The 15,840-nt window shown below is 67.8% G+C and carries 14 protein-coding genes; 4 read left to right on the top strand and 10 right to left on the bottom strand.

The window, feature by feature from the left end; all coding sequences use genetic code 11:
• Window positions 1–6: 6 nt before the first annotated feature.
• Window positions 7–630, bottom strand: a complete 624-nt coding sequence (locus tag AC07VS_RS16815; protein WP_494751521.1) for a TetR/AcrR family transcriptional regulator — start codon at window positions 628–630, stop codon at window positions 7–9.
• Window positions 631–756: 126 nt separating this feature from the next.
• Between AC07VS_RS16815 and AC07VS_RS16810 the strand changes: the two genes are divergently transcribed.
• From AC07VS_RS16810 to AC07VS_RS16795, 4 genes are read left to right on the top strand one after another with little or no spacing between them, the layout of a single operon-like run.
• Entirely contained in the window at window positions 757–1,986 is a 1,230-nt protein-coding gene (locus tag AC07VS_RS16810; RefSeq protein WP_494751520.1) for an efflux RND transporter periplasmic adaptor subunit, read from the top strand.
• 17 nt (window positions 1,987–2,003) lie between these two features.
• Window positions 2,004–5,165, top strand: coding sequence for an efflux RND transporter permease subunit (locus tag AC07VS_RS16805; protein WP_494751519.1), 3,162 nt, complete (start codon window positions 2,004–2,006; stop codon window positions 5,163–5,165).
• A gap of 21 nt (window positions 5,166–5,186) precedes the next feature.
• Complete coding sequence (gene adeC / locus AC07VS_RS16800) at window positions 5,187–6,686, top strand: AdeC/AdeK/OprM family multidrug efflux complex outer membrane factor (RefSeq protein ID WP_492345896.1); 1,500 nt, start codon at window positions 5,187–5,189, stop codon at window positions 6,684–6,686.
• Window positions 6,683–7,312 (top strand): TetR family transcriptional regulator, encoded by a 630-nt coding sequence (locus tag AC07VS_RS16795; protein WP_494751518.1) that lies wholly within the window; start codon window positions 6,683–6,685, stop codon window positions 7,310–7,312. The genes adeC and AC07VS_RS16795 overlap by 4 nt, the downstream gene beginning before the upstream one ends.
• On the opposite strand, the gene AC07VS_RS16790 is transcribed toward AC07VS_RS16795, so the two are convergent.
• From AC07VS_RS16790 to hscA, 9 genes are all read right to left on the bottom strand, one after another.
• Window positions 7,299–7,622 carry a ferredoxin family protein gene (locus AC07VS_RS16790; RefSeq protein ID WP_494751517.1) on the bottom strand — a complete coding sequence of 108 codons (324 nt, stop codon included), beginning with the start codon at window positions 7,620–7,622 and terminating at the stop codon, window positions 7,299–7,301. The genes AC07VS_RS16795 and AC07VS_RS16790 overlap by 14 nt on opposite strands.
• Window positions 7,619–8,929, bottom strand: coding sequence for an FAD-dependent monooxygenase (locus AC07VS_RS16785; RefSeq protein WP_494751516.1), 1,311 nt, complete (start codon window positions 8,927–8,929; stop codon window positions 7,619–7,621). Before AC07VS_RS16785 ends, AC07VS_RS16790 begins: the two co-directional genes overlap by 4 nt.
• Before the next feature lie 28 nt (window positions 8,930–8,957).
• Entirely contained in the window at window positions 8,958–10,082 is a 1,125-nt protein-coding gene (locus tag AC07VS_RS16780; protein WP_494751515.1) for an electron transfer flavoprotein subunit alpha/FixB family protein, read from the bottom strand.
• The gene (locus AC07VS_RS16775; protein WP_492345892.1) at window positions 10,079–10,927 is read right to left on the bottom strand and encodes an electron transfer flavoprotein subunit beta/FixA family protein; all 849 of its coding nucleotides are present in this window, start codon (window positions 10,925–10,927) and stop codon (window positions 10,079–10,081) included. Before AC07VS_RS16775 ends, AC07VS_RS16780 begins: the two co-directional genes overlap by 4 nt.
• 19 nt (window positions 10,928–10,946) lie before the next feature.
• Window positions 10,947–11,285 carry a nitrogenase stabilizing/protective protein NifW gene (nifW, locus tag AC07VS_RS16770; RefSeq protein WP_492345891.1) on the bottom strand — a complete coding sequence of 113 codons (339 nt, stop codon included), beginning with the start codon at window positions 11,283–11,285 and terminating at the stop codon, window positions 10,947–10,949.
• Window positions 11,286–11,289: 4 nt separating this feature from the next.
• On the bottom strand, window positions 11,290–12,102 hold the full coding sequence (gene cysE / locus AC07VS_RS16765) for a serine O-acetyltransferase (protein WP_494751514.1): 813 nt from the start codon (window positions 12,100–12,102) through the stop codon (window positions 11,290–11,292).
• Window positions 12,099–13,250 (bottom strand): homocitrate synthase, encoded by a 1,152-nt coding sequence (gene nifV / locus AC07VS_RS16760; RefSeq protein ID WP_492345889.1) that lies wholly within the window; start codon window positions 13,248–13,250, stop codon window positions 12,099–12,101. The genes cysE and nifV overlap by 4 nt, the downstream gene beginning before the upstream one ends.
• Before the next feature lie 357 nt (window positions 13,251–13,607).
• Window positions 13,608–13,943, bottom strand: a complete 336-nt coding sequence (gene fdx / locus AC07VS_RS16755) for an ISC system 2Fe-2S type ferredoxin (RefSeq protein ID WP_492345888.1) — start codon at window positions 13,941–13,943, stop codon at window positions 13,608–13,610.
• 12 nt (window positions 13,944–13,955) lie between these two features.
• Entirely contained in the window at window positions 13,956–15,830 is a 1,875-nt protein-coding gene (hscA, locus tag AC07VS_RS16750) for a Fe-S protein assembly chaperone HscA (RefSeq protein ID WP_494751513.1), read from the bottom strand.
• Between the last annotated feature and the right edge of the window lie 10 nt (window positions 15,831–15,840).

Here is a 15,840-nt window from a genome sequence, read left to right as displayed (position 1 = left end):
GCGTGTTTACGCCTCTGTCGGGCAGGGCTGGGTGCCGTGCGCGGCAAAGAAGGTTTGCAGGGCCCGCTTGACCGCCTGCTTGATGCGGGCGGGGGGCATCTCGGTTTCGATGCCCAGCAGCAGGGGGAACACGGTTTCGCATTCGAGCAAGGCCGCCAGCTGAAGGGCGGCCAGCAGGGGGTCTGATTTCTTCAGCTTGCCCAGGTCCATCTGCCGAGTCAGAAAGTCGGCCACCTTTTGCATGCCCTGCTTGGGGCCTTGCTCGTGAAAGCGCCGACCGATGTCGGTGCGGCCGGATTCAGCGATCACCACCCGACGCGACTGGATGGTGGGGGCCGAGCACATGAAGGCCAGCAGTTGCTCGCCGAAGGTCTGCATCGCCTTGGGCAGGTTGTCGTTGTCCTGGTTCAAGGCCTCGACCAGGGGATCGAGCTGCTGGTGGGCGGCGCGGTGTATCACGTCCACGAACAAGTCTTCCTTCGACTTGAAGTAGCTGTACAGCGTGGCTTTCGAGCCGCCGGCCATCTTGGCGATCTCAGCCATCGATGCGCCTTCAAAACCCGCCTCCAGAAACACCTTGGAAGCCGCATCGAGGATGGCCTCACGCTTGGCTTCGGTTTTGACTCTCATTCTTTAAATCCTTTTACTGAACCAGGGTGTTCAGTTTTACTTGACTGCTTTCGGGCCTCAATCTAACATGGCGCCACCTTTTTAAACATACCGTACAGTCTGGTTATATTGAATGGAGCCCCACCCATGCCCTCATCGTCGCGCCTTCTTCTGACCCTGCGTTCGACCAGCACCGTGCTGGCCTTGTCCTGCCTGCTGAGCGCATGTGGCAAGCCGCCCGGCGGCCCACCACCGGCCGAAGGCACGCCTGTCATGGGTGTGCTCCCCGTGACGGCGCAAGCCGTGGCTTTGAGTACCGAGCTGCCAGGCCGCACCGTGCCTTACCTGATCGCCGATGTGCGGCCGCAGGTCAACGGCATCATCAAGACGCGCGCCTTCCGCGAAGGCAGCGACGTCAAGGCCGGGCAGACGCTGTATGAGATCAACCCCGCCACCTACAAGGCGGCCTACGACAGCAGCGTGGCGGCCCTGGCCAAAGCCGAGGCCACCCTGCAATCCAGCCGCCTGAAGGCCGAGCGCTACCAGGAGTTGGTGGGCATCAATGCGGTCAGCAAGCAAGACAATGACGACGCCGCCGCGGCCCTGGGCCAGGCGCAGTCGGATGTGGTGGCCGCCAAGGCCAATGTGGAAAGCAGCCGCATCAACCTGGCCTATGCCCGGGTGGATGCGCCCATTTCGGGCCGCATCGGCAAGTCCACGGTCACGCCCGGCGCGCTGGTCACGGCCAGCCAGGCCACGGCCATGGCCACCATCCAGCAACTCGACCCGATCTATGTCGACCTGACGCAGTCCAACGCCTCGCTGCTGCAGCTCAAGCAGGCCTTGGCCCGGGGCGACTTCAAGAAGGCGGGTGCCACCGCCGCCAAGGTGCGCCTGCTGCTGGAAGACGGCAGCGCCTACCCCCTGGAGGGCCGGCTTGAGTTCTCGGATGTGACGGTGGACCAGAGCACGGGCTCGATCACCTTGCGCGCCGTGTTCCCCAACCCCAAGGCCGATCTGCTGCCGGGCATGTACGTGCGGGCGGTGCTGCAAGAGGGCGTGAAGGAGTCGGGCCTGCTGATCCCGCAGCAGGCGGTCACCCGCGACGGCGCTGGCAAGCCGCTGGCCTATGTGGTGGGCAAGGACAACAAGCTGGAGCGCCGTGCGCTCGAGACCGACCGCGCCATTGGCGACCAGTGGCTGGTGCGCCGTGGCCTGAGCGAGGGCGAGCAACTGGTGGTCGACGGCCTGCAGCGTGCGGCCCCTGGCATTGAGGTGAAGACGGCGCCCTGGAGCCCGAAGCCCAAGCCTGCCGCTGTCCCTGCGGCTGCAACACCCGCCACCCCGGCCGCTGACACCACGGCGTCAGCCCACTGATCGATCGGAATCCTGTCATGGCACGTTTCTTCATCGATCGACCGATCTTCGCCTGGGTGCTGGCCATTGTGGTCATGCTCGCTGGCGCGATCTCCATCTACACCCTGCCGATTGCGCAATACCCCAGCATTGCGCCACCCGCCATCGCCATCTCGGCCAACTACCCCGGTGCCTCGGCCAAGACGCTGGAAGACACCGTCACCCAGATCATCGAGCAGAAGATGAAGGGGCTGGACCGGCTGAGCTACATGGCCTCGACCAGCGAGTCGTCGGGCCAGGTCACCATCACGCTCACCTTCGAGAACGGCACCAACCCCGACACGGCCCAGGTCCAGGTGCAGAACAAGCTCACCCTGGCCACGCCACTGCTGCCGCAAGAGGTTCAGCAGCAGGGCATCACTGTCACCAAGTCGGCCACCAACTTCCTCAACGTGCTGGCTTTCACGTCTGAAGACGGCAGCATGGACGGCGCTGACCTGTCCGACTACGTGGCCGCCAACGTGCAAGAGGCCCTGAGCCGGGTCGAGGGCGTGGGCGACACCACCTTGTTCGGTTCGCAATACGCCATGCGCGTGTGGCTCAACCCCGACAAGCTGATCAACTTCAACCTCACGCCACTGGATGTCAAGAGCGCCATCCAGGCGCAGAACGCCCAGGTGTCCGCAGGCCAGCTGGGCGGCCTGCCCGCGGTGGGCGAGCAGCAGATCAATGCCACCATCACGGCCCAGACCCGCTTGCGCACGGCCGAAGAGTTCAAGGACATCCTGCTGCGCACGCGCACCGACGGCTCGCAGATCCGCCTGCGTGACGTGGCCCGCATCGAGCTGGGCAGCGAGGCCTACAGCACCGTCGGCCGTTACAACGGCAAGCCGGCGGCCGGCCTGGCCATCAAGCTGGCCACCGGCGCCAATGCCCTGGACACCGTGCGCGCCATCGATGCCCGCGTGGCCCAGCTTGAGAAGTTCTTTCCGCCGGGCATGAAGGTGCAAAAGCCCTACGACACCACGCCCTTCGTGCGCATCTCGATCGAAGAGGTGGTGCGCACCCTGATCGAGGCCGTGGTGCTGGTGTTCCTGGTGATGTACCTGTTCCTGCAGAACTTCCGTGCCACCCTGATCCCCACCATTGCCGTGCCGGTGGTGCTGCTGGGCACCTTCGGCGTGCTGGCCGCCTGCGGCTTCACCATCAATACCCTGACCATGTTCGCCATGGTGCTGGCCATCGGCCTGCTGGTGGACGATGCGATCGTGGTGGTGGAGAACGTCGAGCGCGTGATGAGCGAAGAGGGCCTGTCGCCACTTGAAGCCACGCGCAAGTCCATGGGGCAGATCTCGGGCGCCCTGGTGGGCGTGGCCCTGGTGCTGGCGGCGGTGTTTGTGCCGATGGCCTTTTTCAGCGGCTCCACGGGGGTGATCTACCGCCAGTTCTCCATCACCATCGTCTCGGCCATGACCTTGTCGGTGCTGGTGGCCATGGTGCTCACCCCTGCGCTGTGCGCCACCTTGCTCAAGCCCATGGCGGCGGGGCATGTGCTGGCCGACACCGGCTTCTTTGGCTGGTTCAACCGCACGTTTGACCGTGGCAACCGCGGCTACCAGGGCGTGGTGCGGCGCATGCTGGGCCAGCGCAAGCGCTACATGCTGGGCTATGCCGTCGTGCTGGCCCTGGTGGTGCTCGGTTTCAGCAAGCTGCCGGTGGGCTTCCTGCCCGACGAAGACCAGGGCACGTTGTTCGCCATCGTGCAGCTGCCGCCCGGTGCTGCCCAGTCGCGCACCGACGACGTGCTGCGCCAGGTCGAGCACCACTTCATGGAAGACCAGAAGCAGGCCGTGGCCGGCATCTTCTCGGTTTCAGGCTTCAGCTTTGCCGGCAGCGGCCAGAACATGGGCTTTGCCTTTGTCAAGCTCAAGCCCTGGGACGAGCGCACCGGCCCCGGCTTGAGCGTGACCGACGTGGCGGCCAAGGCCGGTGCCTACTTTGCCACCCTGCGCGATGCCCGCATCTTCGCCTTTGCGCCCCCGGCCGTGTCCGAACTCGGCAATGCCACGGGCTTCGACCTGATGCTCAAGGACGAGGCCAACCTGGGCCATGAGGCCCTGACCCAGGCACGCAACCAGTTGCTGGGCGAGCTGTCGGCCGACAAGCGCCTGGTGGCCGTGCGCCCCAACGGCCTGGAAGACACACCGCAATACCGCCTGCAGGTCGATGCCCACAAGGCCGGCGCTCTGGGGGTGGCCATGACCGACATCAACAACACCATCTCCACCGCCCTGGGCAGCAGCTATGTCAATGATTTCATCGACAAGGGTCGGGTCAAGAAGGTGATGCTGCAGGGCGACGCCCCCTACCGCATGCTGCCCGGCGACATCGACCGCTGGTACGTGCGCAACACCGACGGCAACATGGTGCCCTTCAGCGCCTTCTCGAAGGCCAGCTGGGCCTCGGGCTCGCCGCGGCTGGAGCGCTACAACGGCGTACCCTCGATGGAGGTTCTGGGCATGGCCATGCCGGGCTCGGCCTCCAGCGGGCAGGCGATGGACATCGTCGAGGCCGCCGTGGCCAAGCTGCCGGCGGGCATCGGTTTCGAATGGACCGGGCTGTCGCGGCAGGAAAAGGCCTCCAGCGGCCAGACCACCATCCTGTACACCTTGTCGATCCTGATCGTGTTCCTGGCCCTGGCCGCGCTGTACGAGAGCTGGGCCATCCCCTTCTCGGTGATCCTGGTCGTGCCGTTGGGTGTCTTTGGCGCCTTGCTCAACGCCATCCTGAACTGGCACATGAACGATGTGTACTTCCAGGTGGGCCTGCTGACCACCATCGGCCTGGCCTCCAAGAACGCCATCCTGATCGTCGAATTTGCCAAGGAGCAGCATGCCGCCGGCAAGAGCCTGGTCGAGGCCGCCCTGGAGGCCGCCCGCCTGCGGCTGCGCCCCATCCTGATGACCTCGCTGGCCTTTGTGCTGGGCGTGCTGCCCATGGTGCTGGGCAGTGGTGCGGGGGCCGGTGCCCAGCATGCCTTGGGCGGGGCGGTGATTGGCGGCATGTTGTCGGGCACCGCGCTGGCGATCTTCTTCGTGCCCCTGTTCTATGTCGTGGTCGTGGGCTTTTTCGGGCGCCAGCGGGTGGCGGCCGCACCGCACGCCTTGCCCCCCGCCAGCCCGGCGGGTAGCCACCCCTGACACCCCTTTGAGGACAACACCATGAACCCGTCCCGTTCCCCCCTGTCACTTGCCGGTCTGTCGCCCCGGTCTGTTCTGGCACCCTTGGCCCTGGCGCTCATTCTGTCGGGGTGCAGCCTCATGCCGGCCTATGAACGACCCCAGGCCCCGGTACCCGATCATTTTGCGGGCGACCCCGGCACGGCCGTGCAGCCAGTGGCCGACATCGGTTGGCGCGATGTCTGCACCGACCCCTCGCTGCGCGAGCTCATCGATCTGGCCCTGGCCAACAACCGCGACCTGCGGGTGGCCGTGCTGAACATCGAGAAGGCACGCGCCCAGTACGGCGTGCAGCGCGCCGCGCTGCTGCCCTCGGTCAACGCCAGCCTGGGCGAGTCCGCCAGCCGCACCCCGGCTGATCTGTCGGCCACCGGTCGCACGGTCACAGGCCAGAGCTACAGTGCGTCGCTGGGCTTCAGCGCCTATGAGCTGGACCTGTTCGGCCGGGTGCGCAGCCTCAGCACCCAGGCGCTCGAATCCTTCATGGCCACGGCCGAGGCCAGGCGCAGCACCCAGATCAGCCTGGTGGCCGAGGTGGCCACCGCCTACCTCACCCTGGCCAGCGACCAGGAGCGCCTGAAGCTGGCGCAAGACACCTTGTTCAGCCAGACCGCCACCTACCGGCTCAACCAGCGCAGCTTCGAGCTGGGCGTCAGCTCGGCACTGACCCTGCGCCAGTCACAGACCAGCGTCGAATCGGCGCGGGTGGATGTCGAAAAGTACCTCACCCAGGTGGCCCAGGACCGCCATGCCCTGACCCTGCTGGTGGGGGCCGAGCTGCCTGATCGCCTGCTGCCCACAGGCCTGCCCGACAGCGTGGCCGTGGCCGCCAACCCACTGGCCCAGGTGCCGCCCGGGCTGTCGTCCGATCTGCTGCAGCGGCGCCCCGACATCCTGCAGGCCGAGCGCAACCTGCGCGCCGCCAATGCCAACATCGGTGCCGCGCGGGCCGCCTTCTACCCGCGCATCAGCCTCACGGCCAGTGCGGGCAGCTCCAGCGCGAGCCTGTCGGGCCTGTTCAAGGGGGGCTCGGGGGCCTGGACCTTCGCGCCCCAGGTCTCGTTGCCGATCTTCAATGCCGGCGCCAACGAGGCCAACCTGAGCATTGCCAAGACCGACCGCGATGTCTACCTGGCCCAGTACGAAAAAGCCATCCAGAGCGCCTTCAAGGAGGTCTCTGATGCGCTGGCGCTGCGCACGGGCATCGAGCGGCAACTGTCGGCCCAGACCTCGCTGGTGGAGGCGGCCGACGACGCCTACCGCCTTTCGCAGGCCCGCTTCAAGCGCGGGGTGGACAGCTACCTCAATGAGCTCGACTCGCAGCGCACCCTCTATGCGGCGCAGCAGAACCTGATCGGGCTGCGCCTGTCGCAGCAGTCGAACCTGATCACTTTCTACAAGGCGCTCGGGGGCGGCTGGGTCGAGAACACGGGCCAACCTGTGGCCACCCTGCCGGCCACCGACAGCAGCCGGGCGCCATGAAACGCAGCCGCGCCGGTGCGTTGCGCACCCGCGAAGCCATCCTGGCCGGGGCCCTGCAGGCCTTTGTCCAGCATGGTGTCGGCGGCGCAAGCTTTCAGCACGTGGCCCAACAGGCCCACGTGACGCGGGGGGCCGTCTACTGGCACTTCACCGACCGGGCCAGCCTGGTGCGCGAGGTGTTCCAGGGGTTTCGGTGGCCGCTCGACCTCGGCCCCGACCTGCATCCCTACCTGCAGTGCCACAACCCCCTGGCCCTGCTGCGCGAAACCCTGGTGCAGCGCATCGACTGCTGCCTGGCCGACCCCCGCCAGCGCAGCCTGCTGGCCCTGGTGTTGTCCCTGCAGCACGGCGGTGCCAGCGCGGCCGGGCTGCCCCTTGATCTGGTGGAGCCGCTGCAGCGCCAGGTGGCCGACGCCTCGGCGCGGCTGGTGGAGGTCTGTGCGCTGGCCGAGGCCCGTGGCCTGCTGCGGGCGGGCTGCCAGCCGCAGGTGCTGGGCGAATGCCTGCATGCGCTGGCGCTGGATTGCCTGCGCGGCCAGGGCCTTGCTGCGGCGGCCGGTGGCGTCCCTCAGCACCGCCAGGCCATCGCCTGGCTGCTGCAGGGCGCGGCCCTCAGCCAAACTTGAACAGAATGCCGTGCCCGCCGCGCGGGTACTCCCAGTCAACGTTGGAGAACTCGCTGCACAGGATGCGGCAGCTGCCGCACTCCAGGCAGCCGTCGGTGATCAGGGTCACGGTGCCATTGCCCTCGGTCTTGTAGCAGGAGGCCGGGCACACAAAGGTGCAGCTTTTGCTGGCGCAGGCATGGGTGCAGATGTCGGCATCCTTGATGCGGATGTGGGGTCGCCCGGCATCCACCTTGTAGCGGTTCTGGAAGAGCTTCTCTTCCACGTTCACCGTGATGTAGCCCGGGGTGGGGTGGGTGTTGGGGTTCATCGAAAGGCCCTCCAGATCTTGAATGCGTCGCCCACCAGGCCGGTCAGCGAACGGGTCTTGCGGAAGCTGGAGAGGATCTCGCGCTCCTTGGTTTTCTTGTCCACGCCATCCACCGTGATCATGGTGCGGGCGGCACGGGCCAGCAGATCGGGGTAGGTGGTGAAGAACTGCGGGTTTTGGTGCAACACGGCGGGCATGTCACGGTACTTGTGCAGGTCTTTCATGACAAAGCTCTCGTCGAGCGCCGCCTTGTAGCCCTTCAAGGCGCTTTCGCGGAAGCCCTGGCCGGCGGCCTTGGCCTGGATCACCGTCTCGGCGGCCAGCCGCCCCGTGGTCATGGCCAAGTTCGAACCCTCGCGGTGGGCCGCGTTCACAAAGCCGCCCGAGTCGCCCACGATCATCCAGCCGTGGCCGTACACCTTGGGGATGGCGTGAAAGCCGCCTTCCGGGATCAGGTGGGCGCAGTACTCCTTCATCTCGCCGCCTTCGATCAGCGGCGCAATCGAGGGGTGGCGCTTCATCTGCTCCAGCAGCACATAGGGGCTGGTGCGGTTCGGGTTGCCGGTGAAGTCGCTCAGCATGCAGCCCACGCCAATGGTGATGGACTCCTTGTTGGTGTACAGAAAGCCGGTGCCCATCATGCCGTCGGTGATGCGCCCCACCATCTCGATCACCACCCCCGACTCTTCGCCCACGTTGAAGCGCTGGCGTATCGTCTCTTCGGGCATGAACAGGATCTCTTTCACGGCCAGGGCCACGTTGCTCGACTTGATCTCGCCGTGGAAGCCCGCCTTGCGTGCCAGCGTCGAGTTCACGCCGTCGGCCAGGATCACCACGTCGGCATACACATCACCCTGTTCGCGGTCGCACTGCACGCCCACCACCTGGTCGCCGTCCATGATCAGGTGGTTCACCGTGGTCTCGCAGATCAGCAGGGCGCCGGCCTCGCGCACCTTGGCGCTGAACCACTTGTCGAACTGCGCCCGGATGATGGTGTAGCGGTTGTACGGCGGCTTGTTGTAGTCCTCGCTGCGGATGTGGGTGCCGACAAAAGAGCTTTCGTCCAGCATCCACATGCGCTGCTCGATGATGTGGCGCTCCAGCGGCGCGTCATCGCGGAAATCCGGAATGATCTCCTCCAGCGCCTTGGCGTACAGGATCGCACCCTGCACGTTCTTGCTGCCCGGGTATTCACCGCGCTCGATCTGCAGCACCTTCAGGCCGGCCTTGGCCAGGGTGTAGGCGCAGGCGTTGCCCGAGGGGCCCGCACCCACCACGATGGCGTCGAATTGAGAGGGTTTTTTCATGATCTGCCCTTGGTGTGAGTGGCGCCGCTCAGGCAGCCTGGCGCCGGTGGTTGGCGAAATGGCCGGCAAAGGCCTGCGTCAGTGCCGGCAGCACCTGCATGGCGTTGCCCACGATGCCGTAGTGCGCAAATTCGAAGATCGGCGCATTCGGGTCGGTGTTGATGGCCACGATCACGTCCGAGGCTTCCATGCCCACCCGGTGCTGGATGGCGCCCGAGATGCCCGCCGCGATGTACAGCTTGGGCCGCACCGTCTTGCCGGTCTGGCCCACCTGGCGCTCGGCCTCCACCCAGCCCGCCTGCACGCAGGGGCGGGTGGCGCCCACCTCGCCGCCCAGCACCCGGGCCAGCTCGAACACCAGCTTGAAGTTGTCGGGGTTCTTCAGCCCCTTGCCCCCGCTCACGATCACGTCGGCATAGGGCAGGTTGATCTGCTGGCTGTTGGCGTCGGCAATGAAGTCCAGCAGCTTGGTCACGATCTGGGTCTCCACCATGCCCAGGCTCTCCTGTGTGATCTCGCCGCTGCGCGTGGCGTCGATCGCCGGCATGGCCATCACGCGGGGCCGCACCGTGGCCATCTGCGGCCGGTAGGCCAGGGTCATGATGGTGCACAGCAGCGAGCCACCGAAAGTCGGCCGGGTGGCGGCCAGGGCACGCGAGACGGGGTCGATCTTCAGCTCGGTGCAGTCGGCGGTCAGCCCGGTCAGCAAGGTGGTGGCCACCGAGCCTGCCAGATCGCGCCCCATCGAGGTGGCGCCCAGCAGCAGGATCTCGGGCTGGTGCTTGTTGACCAGGTCGGTCAGGCCCTTGGTGAAGGGCTCGTTGCGGTAGCCCTTGAGCACCGGGTCATGCATCACATAGGCTTTGTCGGCGCCCATGGTGAAGGCCTCGGCAGCGAACTTTTCCAGGGCTTCGTCGTCGCCGCCCAGGATCACCGCGCCCACGCTGCTGCCCAGGGTGTCGGCCAGCTTGCGCGCCTCGCCCAGCAGTTCCCAGGACACGCTGTGCACATGGCCCCGGTCGTGTTCGATGAACACCCACACGCCCTTGTAGGCCTTCAGGTGCTCGGGCAGTTCCAGGTTGCGGCCCCGGCCGGCGGGGCGTGCCCCAGCGGTGGCCGGGGCGGGCGTGGCGGAAGGTGTGGGCGTGCTCATGTCAGCTCCTTCATCAGCAGATCGGATTCGAGCGTGGGGTGGCGGGTGAAAATCTTCTGGATCAGGTTCAGCGACACGTCGCGCAGGCTGGAAGTCTCCAGCGCCAGCATGTCGGCCTTCTCGCTGCGCGGCGTGGGGCCGAACACCTTGCTCACCACCGTGGGCGAGCCCTTCAGGCCGATCTTGGCCGGGTCTTCGATGCCGGCCTGCTCCTTGTTCCATTTGCGCACCGGGTAGGCCGCGGCGTGGATCATGGCGGGCAGGTTGGCAAAGCGCATCTCGTTGGTGTTTTCGAGCATCGTGATCAGGCAGGGCAGGGCGGTTTTCAGCACCTGCACCCCGCCTTCGGCGCGCCGCTCCACCGTGATGGTGCGGTTCACCAGGTCGGTTTCGATGATGCGCGACACATAGGTCAGCAGCTGCAGGCCCAGGCGCTTGGCAATGCCCGGCCCCACCTGGGCGGTGTCGCCGTCGATGGTCTGCTTGCCGGTGAATACGATGTCCACCGCCTGCTCGCGGGCCAGTTGGCGCACGCCGGCCGCCAGGGCGTACGAGGTGGCCAGGGTGTCGGCACCGGCAAAGGCCCGGTCGGTCACCAGCACCGCGTCATCGGCCCCGAAGCCGATGCACTTGCGCAGCGCATCTTCGGCCTGCGGCGGGCCCATGCAGAGCATGGTCACCTTGCCGCCCAGCTTGTCCTTGAGGCGCAGCGCCTCCTCGAGCGAGAACAGGTCGTAGGGGTTGACGATGGCCGGCACCCCCTGGCGCATGATGGTGTTGGTCACCGGGTGGACCCGGATCTGCGCCGAGTCCGGAACCTGCTTGATACAGACGACGATGTGCATGGCTTGCCTCTCCTTGGGCTTATGCGGCGGTGCGCGGGGTCATGGATGCGCGCAGCCGGTCCAGCGGGACATGCTGCGTGCCCTGGGTGTCCTGAAACACCTTGAACACCTTCTCCTGCGCCGGCGTCGAGTTCACGAAGTCGGCATAGGCCTGCGTGAGCAGGTCCCGGTACACCGTGAACAGCTTCACTTCGTCGCTGGTGGGTGCGGCGGACTGCTGGCGGATGTACTGAAAAAAGCGCTTCAGGATGTGCAGGCGGCTCACGTTGACCACCTTCTGGTCAAAGGGCACGCCGAAAAATTCAAGAAAGTCCTCTGCCGAGGACAGCGACTTGAGTTGCATGAGCAGGTCTTCCATGGGTTCACTCCTCGGTGGGACAGGATCGGGGATCGGCCCCGGAGGGCCGGGTGTGGGGCAGTTGCGCGCCGTCGCACTGGGCGCAGTCACTGTCGGGGCGCAGGGCCTGGGCAGGGCCCGTCGGGGCGCTGGCTGCCTCCAGCCGCGCCACGCGGTCCAGCAGGCAGGACACGGCCTTGCCCAGCGGGTCGGGGATCAGGTGGTGGTTGAGGTCGAAGCCGTGCGGCGCGTCACGCCGGCGCGCCACCACCCGGCCGGGGATGCCGACCACGGTGGCACCCGCAGGCACCGGCTCGATCACCACCGAGTTGGCGGCGATGCGGGCGTCGTCGCCCACCTCGATGGCGCCCAGGATCTTGGCACCGGCCCCCACCACCACCCGGTGGCCCAGCGTGGGGTGGCGCTTGCCGGCACGCCAGGTGGTGCCGCCCAGGGTCACACCGTGGTACAGGGTCACGTCGTCGCCGATGTCGGCGGTCTCGCCGATCACCACCCCGGCGCCGTGGTCGATGAAAAAGCGCTGACCAATGTGCGCCCCGGGGTGGATGTCCACCTGCGTCAGGGCCCGGGCCACAAAGGCCATCCAGCGCGGCAGGTAGCGCCAGCCCCGCTGCCACAGGGCGTGCGCCACCCGGTGCCAGGCCACGGCATGCACGCCGGGGTAGATCGTCCACACCTCCAGCCGGTTGCGTGCGGCGGGGTCGCGTGCCAGCACGCAGTCCACGTCGGCGCGCAGGCTGGCCCACCAGCCGGGTTGCCCGGGCGTTGCCGTGGTCGGGGCCGGCTCGGGCAGCGGCGGGATGAGGCGGGTGTTCATGCTGCCATCGCCTTCAGGTCGGTCAGCGCCGGGCCCTCGCTGAGAAAGCGCACCAGGTCGGCGGCATTGGGCTCGCGCTTCACGCGCACCGCGTGCTCGCGCACGCGGGCCAGCAGGTGGCTGGCCAGCGGGCCATCCTCCACCTCCACCCCCAGGGCGCTGTAGGCCTGGCGCACTGCATGGGCACCCGAGTGCTTGCCCAGCACCGTGCGGCGCTGGCGGCCCAACTCGGCGGGGTCAAAGCTCTCGTAGGTGCTGGCGTTCTTCAGCAGGCCATCGATGTGGATGCCCGACTCATGGGTGAACACCGCCTCGCCCACAATGCTTTTGTTGAAGGCCACGCTGCGCCCCGAGGCCCGCTCCACCAGGCGTGAAATGCCCAGCAGCGCGCGCGTGTCGATGCCGGTCTGCCCCTGGTGCAGGTGGCGCAGGCCCATCACCACCTCTTCGAGGGCGGCGTTGCCGGCGCGCTCGCCCAGGCCGTTGACGGTGGTGTTGGCGTGGCTGGCCCCGGCCCGCAGGCCGGCCAGGGTGTTGGCGGTGGCCAGGCCCAGGTCGTCATGGGCGTGGACTTCGATCTCCAGGTCCACCGCGGCGCGCAGGCGGGCAATGGCCTCGTGGGTGGCAAACGGGTCCAGCACGCCCAGCGTGTCTGCAAAGCGGATGCGGCGCGCCCCGCAGGCCTGGGCGCGGCGGGCCACCAGGTCCAGAAAATCGGGGTCGGCGCGCGAGGCGTCCTCAGCCCCCACCGAGATGTGCCGGCCGCTGGCCACGGCCAGCTCCAGCACCTCGGTCATCTGGCGCAGCACCGCCTCACGCGATTGGCGCAGCTTGTGTTCCAAGTGGATATCCGACACCGGGATCGACAGGTGGATGATGTCGGCCCCCGTGCGCAACGCCTGGTGCAAATCGCCCCGCGTCATGCGGCCCCACACCATCAGGCGAACCGGCAGGCCCAGGGCCACGATGGATTCGATGCTGGCCAGTTCTTCCTGGCCCATGGCCGGGATGCCGATCTCCATCTCGGGCACGCCGGCTTCGGCCAGGGCGCTGGCAATCGCGCATTTCTCGGCATCGGTGAACGCCACGCCGGCGGTCTGTTCGCCGTCGCGCAGGGTGGTGTCGTTGATCACTAGCGAGGAGGTCATGGATGGGGTCCTTCCTGCCCCTTCTTCGCAAAGCGCGTGCCATGGGCCACAGCCTGCAAACCCGACACGGATGGGCCGCTGCAGCCCCTGTTGTCGGCCCGAAAACCCCACCCCCTGCGGCCTGTGATGTCGGGAATGTGCTGTTTGCAACACGTGGCGCGGCAGGGCCGCGACAGCCCGGAAAAGCGGCCCTGCCAAAGCAGCAAGGGCCGGCATGGCCGGCCCTTGTGAACAGGGGGTGATGGGGTGGGGGATGGGTGCCGTGCGGGGGGGGCCCAAGCCCTGCGGGTTCAGAGCCTGTTCAGGCTCACACGCTCTCGCTCTCGCTCTCGCTCTCTTAGGCTCAGGCTCAGGCTCTCAGGCCTCGCGGGCGTGGTTGCGGGTGTGGCGTGGCAGCTCGATCACCAGGTCGGCGTCGCGCACTTTCACGCAACAGGCCAGGCGTGACTGCGCGTCCAGCCCCCAGGCGTTGTCGAGCTGGTCGTTTTCCTCATCGTCGGGCGGGCTCAGCGAGCCGGCACCGCTGCGCACATGCACGTGGCAGGTGGCGCAGGCCGCCACCATCTCGCAGGCGTGCTCGATGGCAATGCCGGCCTCCAGCAGGCCGCGACACAGCATGGCGCCGCGGCGCATGTCCAGCGTGCGGCCTTCGGGGCACAGCTCGGGGTGGGGCAGCAGCGTGATCTGGGGCATGGCGGGCCACCCTCAGCTCAGGCTGTCGATCAGCTGGCCCGACAGGGCGCGCTGGATCGACGCGTTCATGCGCCGGGCCGCAAACTCGGCGGTCTCTTGCGACAAGGCCTCGCTGGCCTCGCGCAGGCGCTCCAGCGGGGCCTCGGTCTCCAACTGCTCGGCCAACTGGTACAGGGCCTGGCGCACACGGGCCAGCTCGGCCGCGTTCAGCAGGGCGTGGTCTTGGGCCAGCGCGCCCTCGGTGGCGTCCAGCAGGCGCCGGGCGTCCACCTGGGCCTCGCGCAGGGCGCGCAGCTGCATGTCGGCGCGGGCCGCGCCCACCGCGTCTTGCAGCATGGCCGCGATCTGGCTGTCTTGCAGTCCGTACGAGGGCTTGACCTCGACATGGGCCTGCACCCCGCTGGTCTGCTCGCGTGCGCTCACTGACAGCAGGCCATCGGCATCGATCTGGAACGTCACCTGGATGCGCGCCGCCCCGGCCACGGCCGGCGGGATGCCGCGCAGCTCAAAGCGCGCCAGGCTGCGGCATTCGGCCACGCTGTCGCGTTCACCCTGCACCACGTGCAGGGCCATGGCGGTCTGGCCGTCCTTGAAAGTGGTGAACTCCTGGGCCCGCGCCACCGGCAAGGTCGAGTTGCGCGGAATGATCTTCTCCACCAGGCCACCCATGGTCTCCAGCCCCAGCGACAGCGGGCACACGTCCAGCAGCAGCCAGGGGTCCTGGCGGCCATTGCCGGCCAGCACATCGGCCTGCATGGCCGCCCCCAGGGCGACCACCTGGTCGGGGTCGATGTCGGCCAGCGGTGCCCGGCCAAAAAAGGCCTGCACTGCCTCACGGGCCAGCGGCATGCGCGTGGAGCCGCCCACCAGCACCACGCCGTCCAGTTCGTCGGCCTTCAGGCCGGCGTCGCGCAGGGCGCGGCGCGAGGCCTGCAGGGTGCGCTCGATCAGCGCCTGGCCCAGCGTGGCAAAGGCGGTCCGCGTCAGCTCGGCCTGCAAGGGCGGGGCGCCCTCCAGGGCCAGGCGCATGAGCACCTCAGGCGCGTCGCTCAGGGCCTCCTTGGCGGCCCGGGCCGCAGCCAGCAGGCCACGCTGAACCCCAGGGGGCAGGCGGGCGGGGGCCTCCAGCGCGTGCTGGGCGCAGAACCACCGAGCGATCACGGCGTCGAAGTCGTCACCGCCCAGGGCCGAATCGCCTCCCGTGGCCAGCACCTCGAACACGCCCTGGCTCAGGCGCAGCACCGAGATGTCGAAGGTGCCGCCGCCCAGGTCGTAGATGGCGAAAGTGCCCTCGGCGCGCTGGTCCAGGCCGTAGGCAATGGCGGCCGCCGTGGGTTCGTTGAGCAGGCGCAGCACGTTCAGGCCGGCCAGGCGCGCTGCATCCTTGGTGGCCTGGCGCTGGGCGTCGTCAAAATACGCCGGCACCGTGATCACCACGCCCGACAGCGGCCCGCCCAGCGTGGCTTCGGCCCGCTCGCGCAGCGCGCCCAGGATGTCGGCCGACACCTGCACCGGCGAGCGCTCGCCCGCGGCGGTGGCCAGGCTCACCATGCCGGGGCGATCCAGAAATTCATAGGGCAGGTCGGCCGCTTCGCGCACGTCGGCCAGGCCCCGGCCCATGAAGCGCTTGACCGACACCACCGTGTTGCGCGGGTCGCTGGCCTGCTGGGCCTGGGCCTCGTACCCCACGCAGGGCGCGGCCTCGGCCTGGTAGCGCACCACCGAGGGCAACAGGTAGCGGCCCTGGGCATCGGCCAGGGCGCGGGGCAGGGCGCTTTGCACGGTCGCAATCAGCGAGTTGGTGGTGCCCAGGTCGATGCCGGCGGCCAGCACGTGCTGATGGGGCGCGGCGCTCTGGCCGGGTTCGGTGATTTGCAACAGGGCCATGGCGCTGGGG

Source organism: Curvibacter sp. GW821-FHT01G03 (assembly GCF_059422285.1).
The sequence above is the reverse complement of the archived record's forward strand: the minus strand, read 5'-3'. Positions and strand labels throughout refer to the sequence as shown.

Excerpts from the sequence above, each read along its gene's own strand:
- AC07VS_RS16815 (WP_494751521.1), bottom strand. The coding sequence starts at position 630 with ATGAGAGTCAAAACCGAAGCCAAGCGTGAGGCCATCCTCGATGCGGCT.
- AC07VS_RS16810 (WP_494751520.1), top strand. The coding sequence starts at position 757 with ATGCCCTCATCGTCGCGCCTTCTTCTGACCCTGCGTTCGACCAGCACC.
- AC07VS_RS16805 (WP_494751519.1), top strand. The coding sequence starts at position 2,004 with ATGGCACGTTTCTTCATCGATCGACCGATCTTCGCCTGGGTGCTGGCC.
- adeC (WP_492345896.1), top strand. The coding sequence starts at position 5,187 with ATGAACCCGTCCCGTTCCCCCCTGTCACTTGCCGGTCTGTCGCCCCGG.
- AC07VS_RS16795 (WP_494751518.1), top strand. The coding sequence starts at position 6,683 with ATGAAACGCAGCCGCGCCGGTGCGTTGCGCACCCGCGAAGCCATCCTG.
- AC07VS_RS16790 (WP_494751517.1), bottom strand. The coding sequence starts at position 7,622 with ATGAACCCCAACACCCACCCCACCCCGGGCTACATCACGGTGAACGTG.
- AC07VS_RS16785 (WP_494751516.1), bottom strand. The coding sequence starts at position 8,929 with ATGAAAAAACCCTCTCAATTCGACGCCATCGTGGTGGGTGCGGGCCCC.
- AC07VS_RS16780 (WP_494751515.1), bottom strand. The coding sequence starts at position 10,082 with ATGAGCACGCCCACACCTTCCGCCACGCCCGCCCCGGCCACCGCTGGG.
- AC07VS_RS16775 (WP_492345892.1), bottom strand. The coding sequence starts at position 10,927 with ATGCACATCGTCGTCTGTATCAAGCAGGTTCCGGACTCGGCGCAGATC.
- nifW (WP_492345891.1), bottom strand. The coding sequence starts at position 11,285 with ATGGAAGACCTGCTCATGCAACTCAAGTCGCTGTCCTCGGCAGAGGAC.
- cysE (WP_494751514.1), bottom strand. The coding sequence starts at position 12,102 with ATGAACACCCGCCTCATCCCGCCGCTGCCCGAGCCGGCCCCGACCACG.
- nifV (WP_492345889.1), bottom strand. The coding sequence starts at position 13,250 with ATGACCTCCTCGCTAGTGATCAACGACACCACCCTGCGCGACGGCGAA.
- fdx (WP_492345888.1), bottom strand. The coding sequence starts at position 13,943 with ATGCCCCAGATCACGCTGCTGCCCCACCCCGAGCTGTGCCCCGAAGGC.
- hscA (WP_494751513.1), bottom strand. The coding sequence starts at position 15,830 with ATGGCCCTGTTGCAAATCACCGAACCCGGCCAGAGCGCCGCGCCCCAT.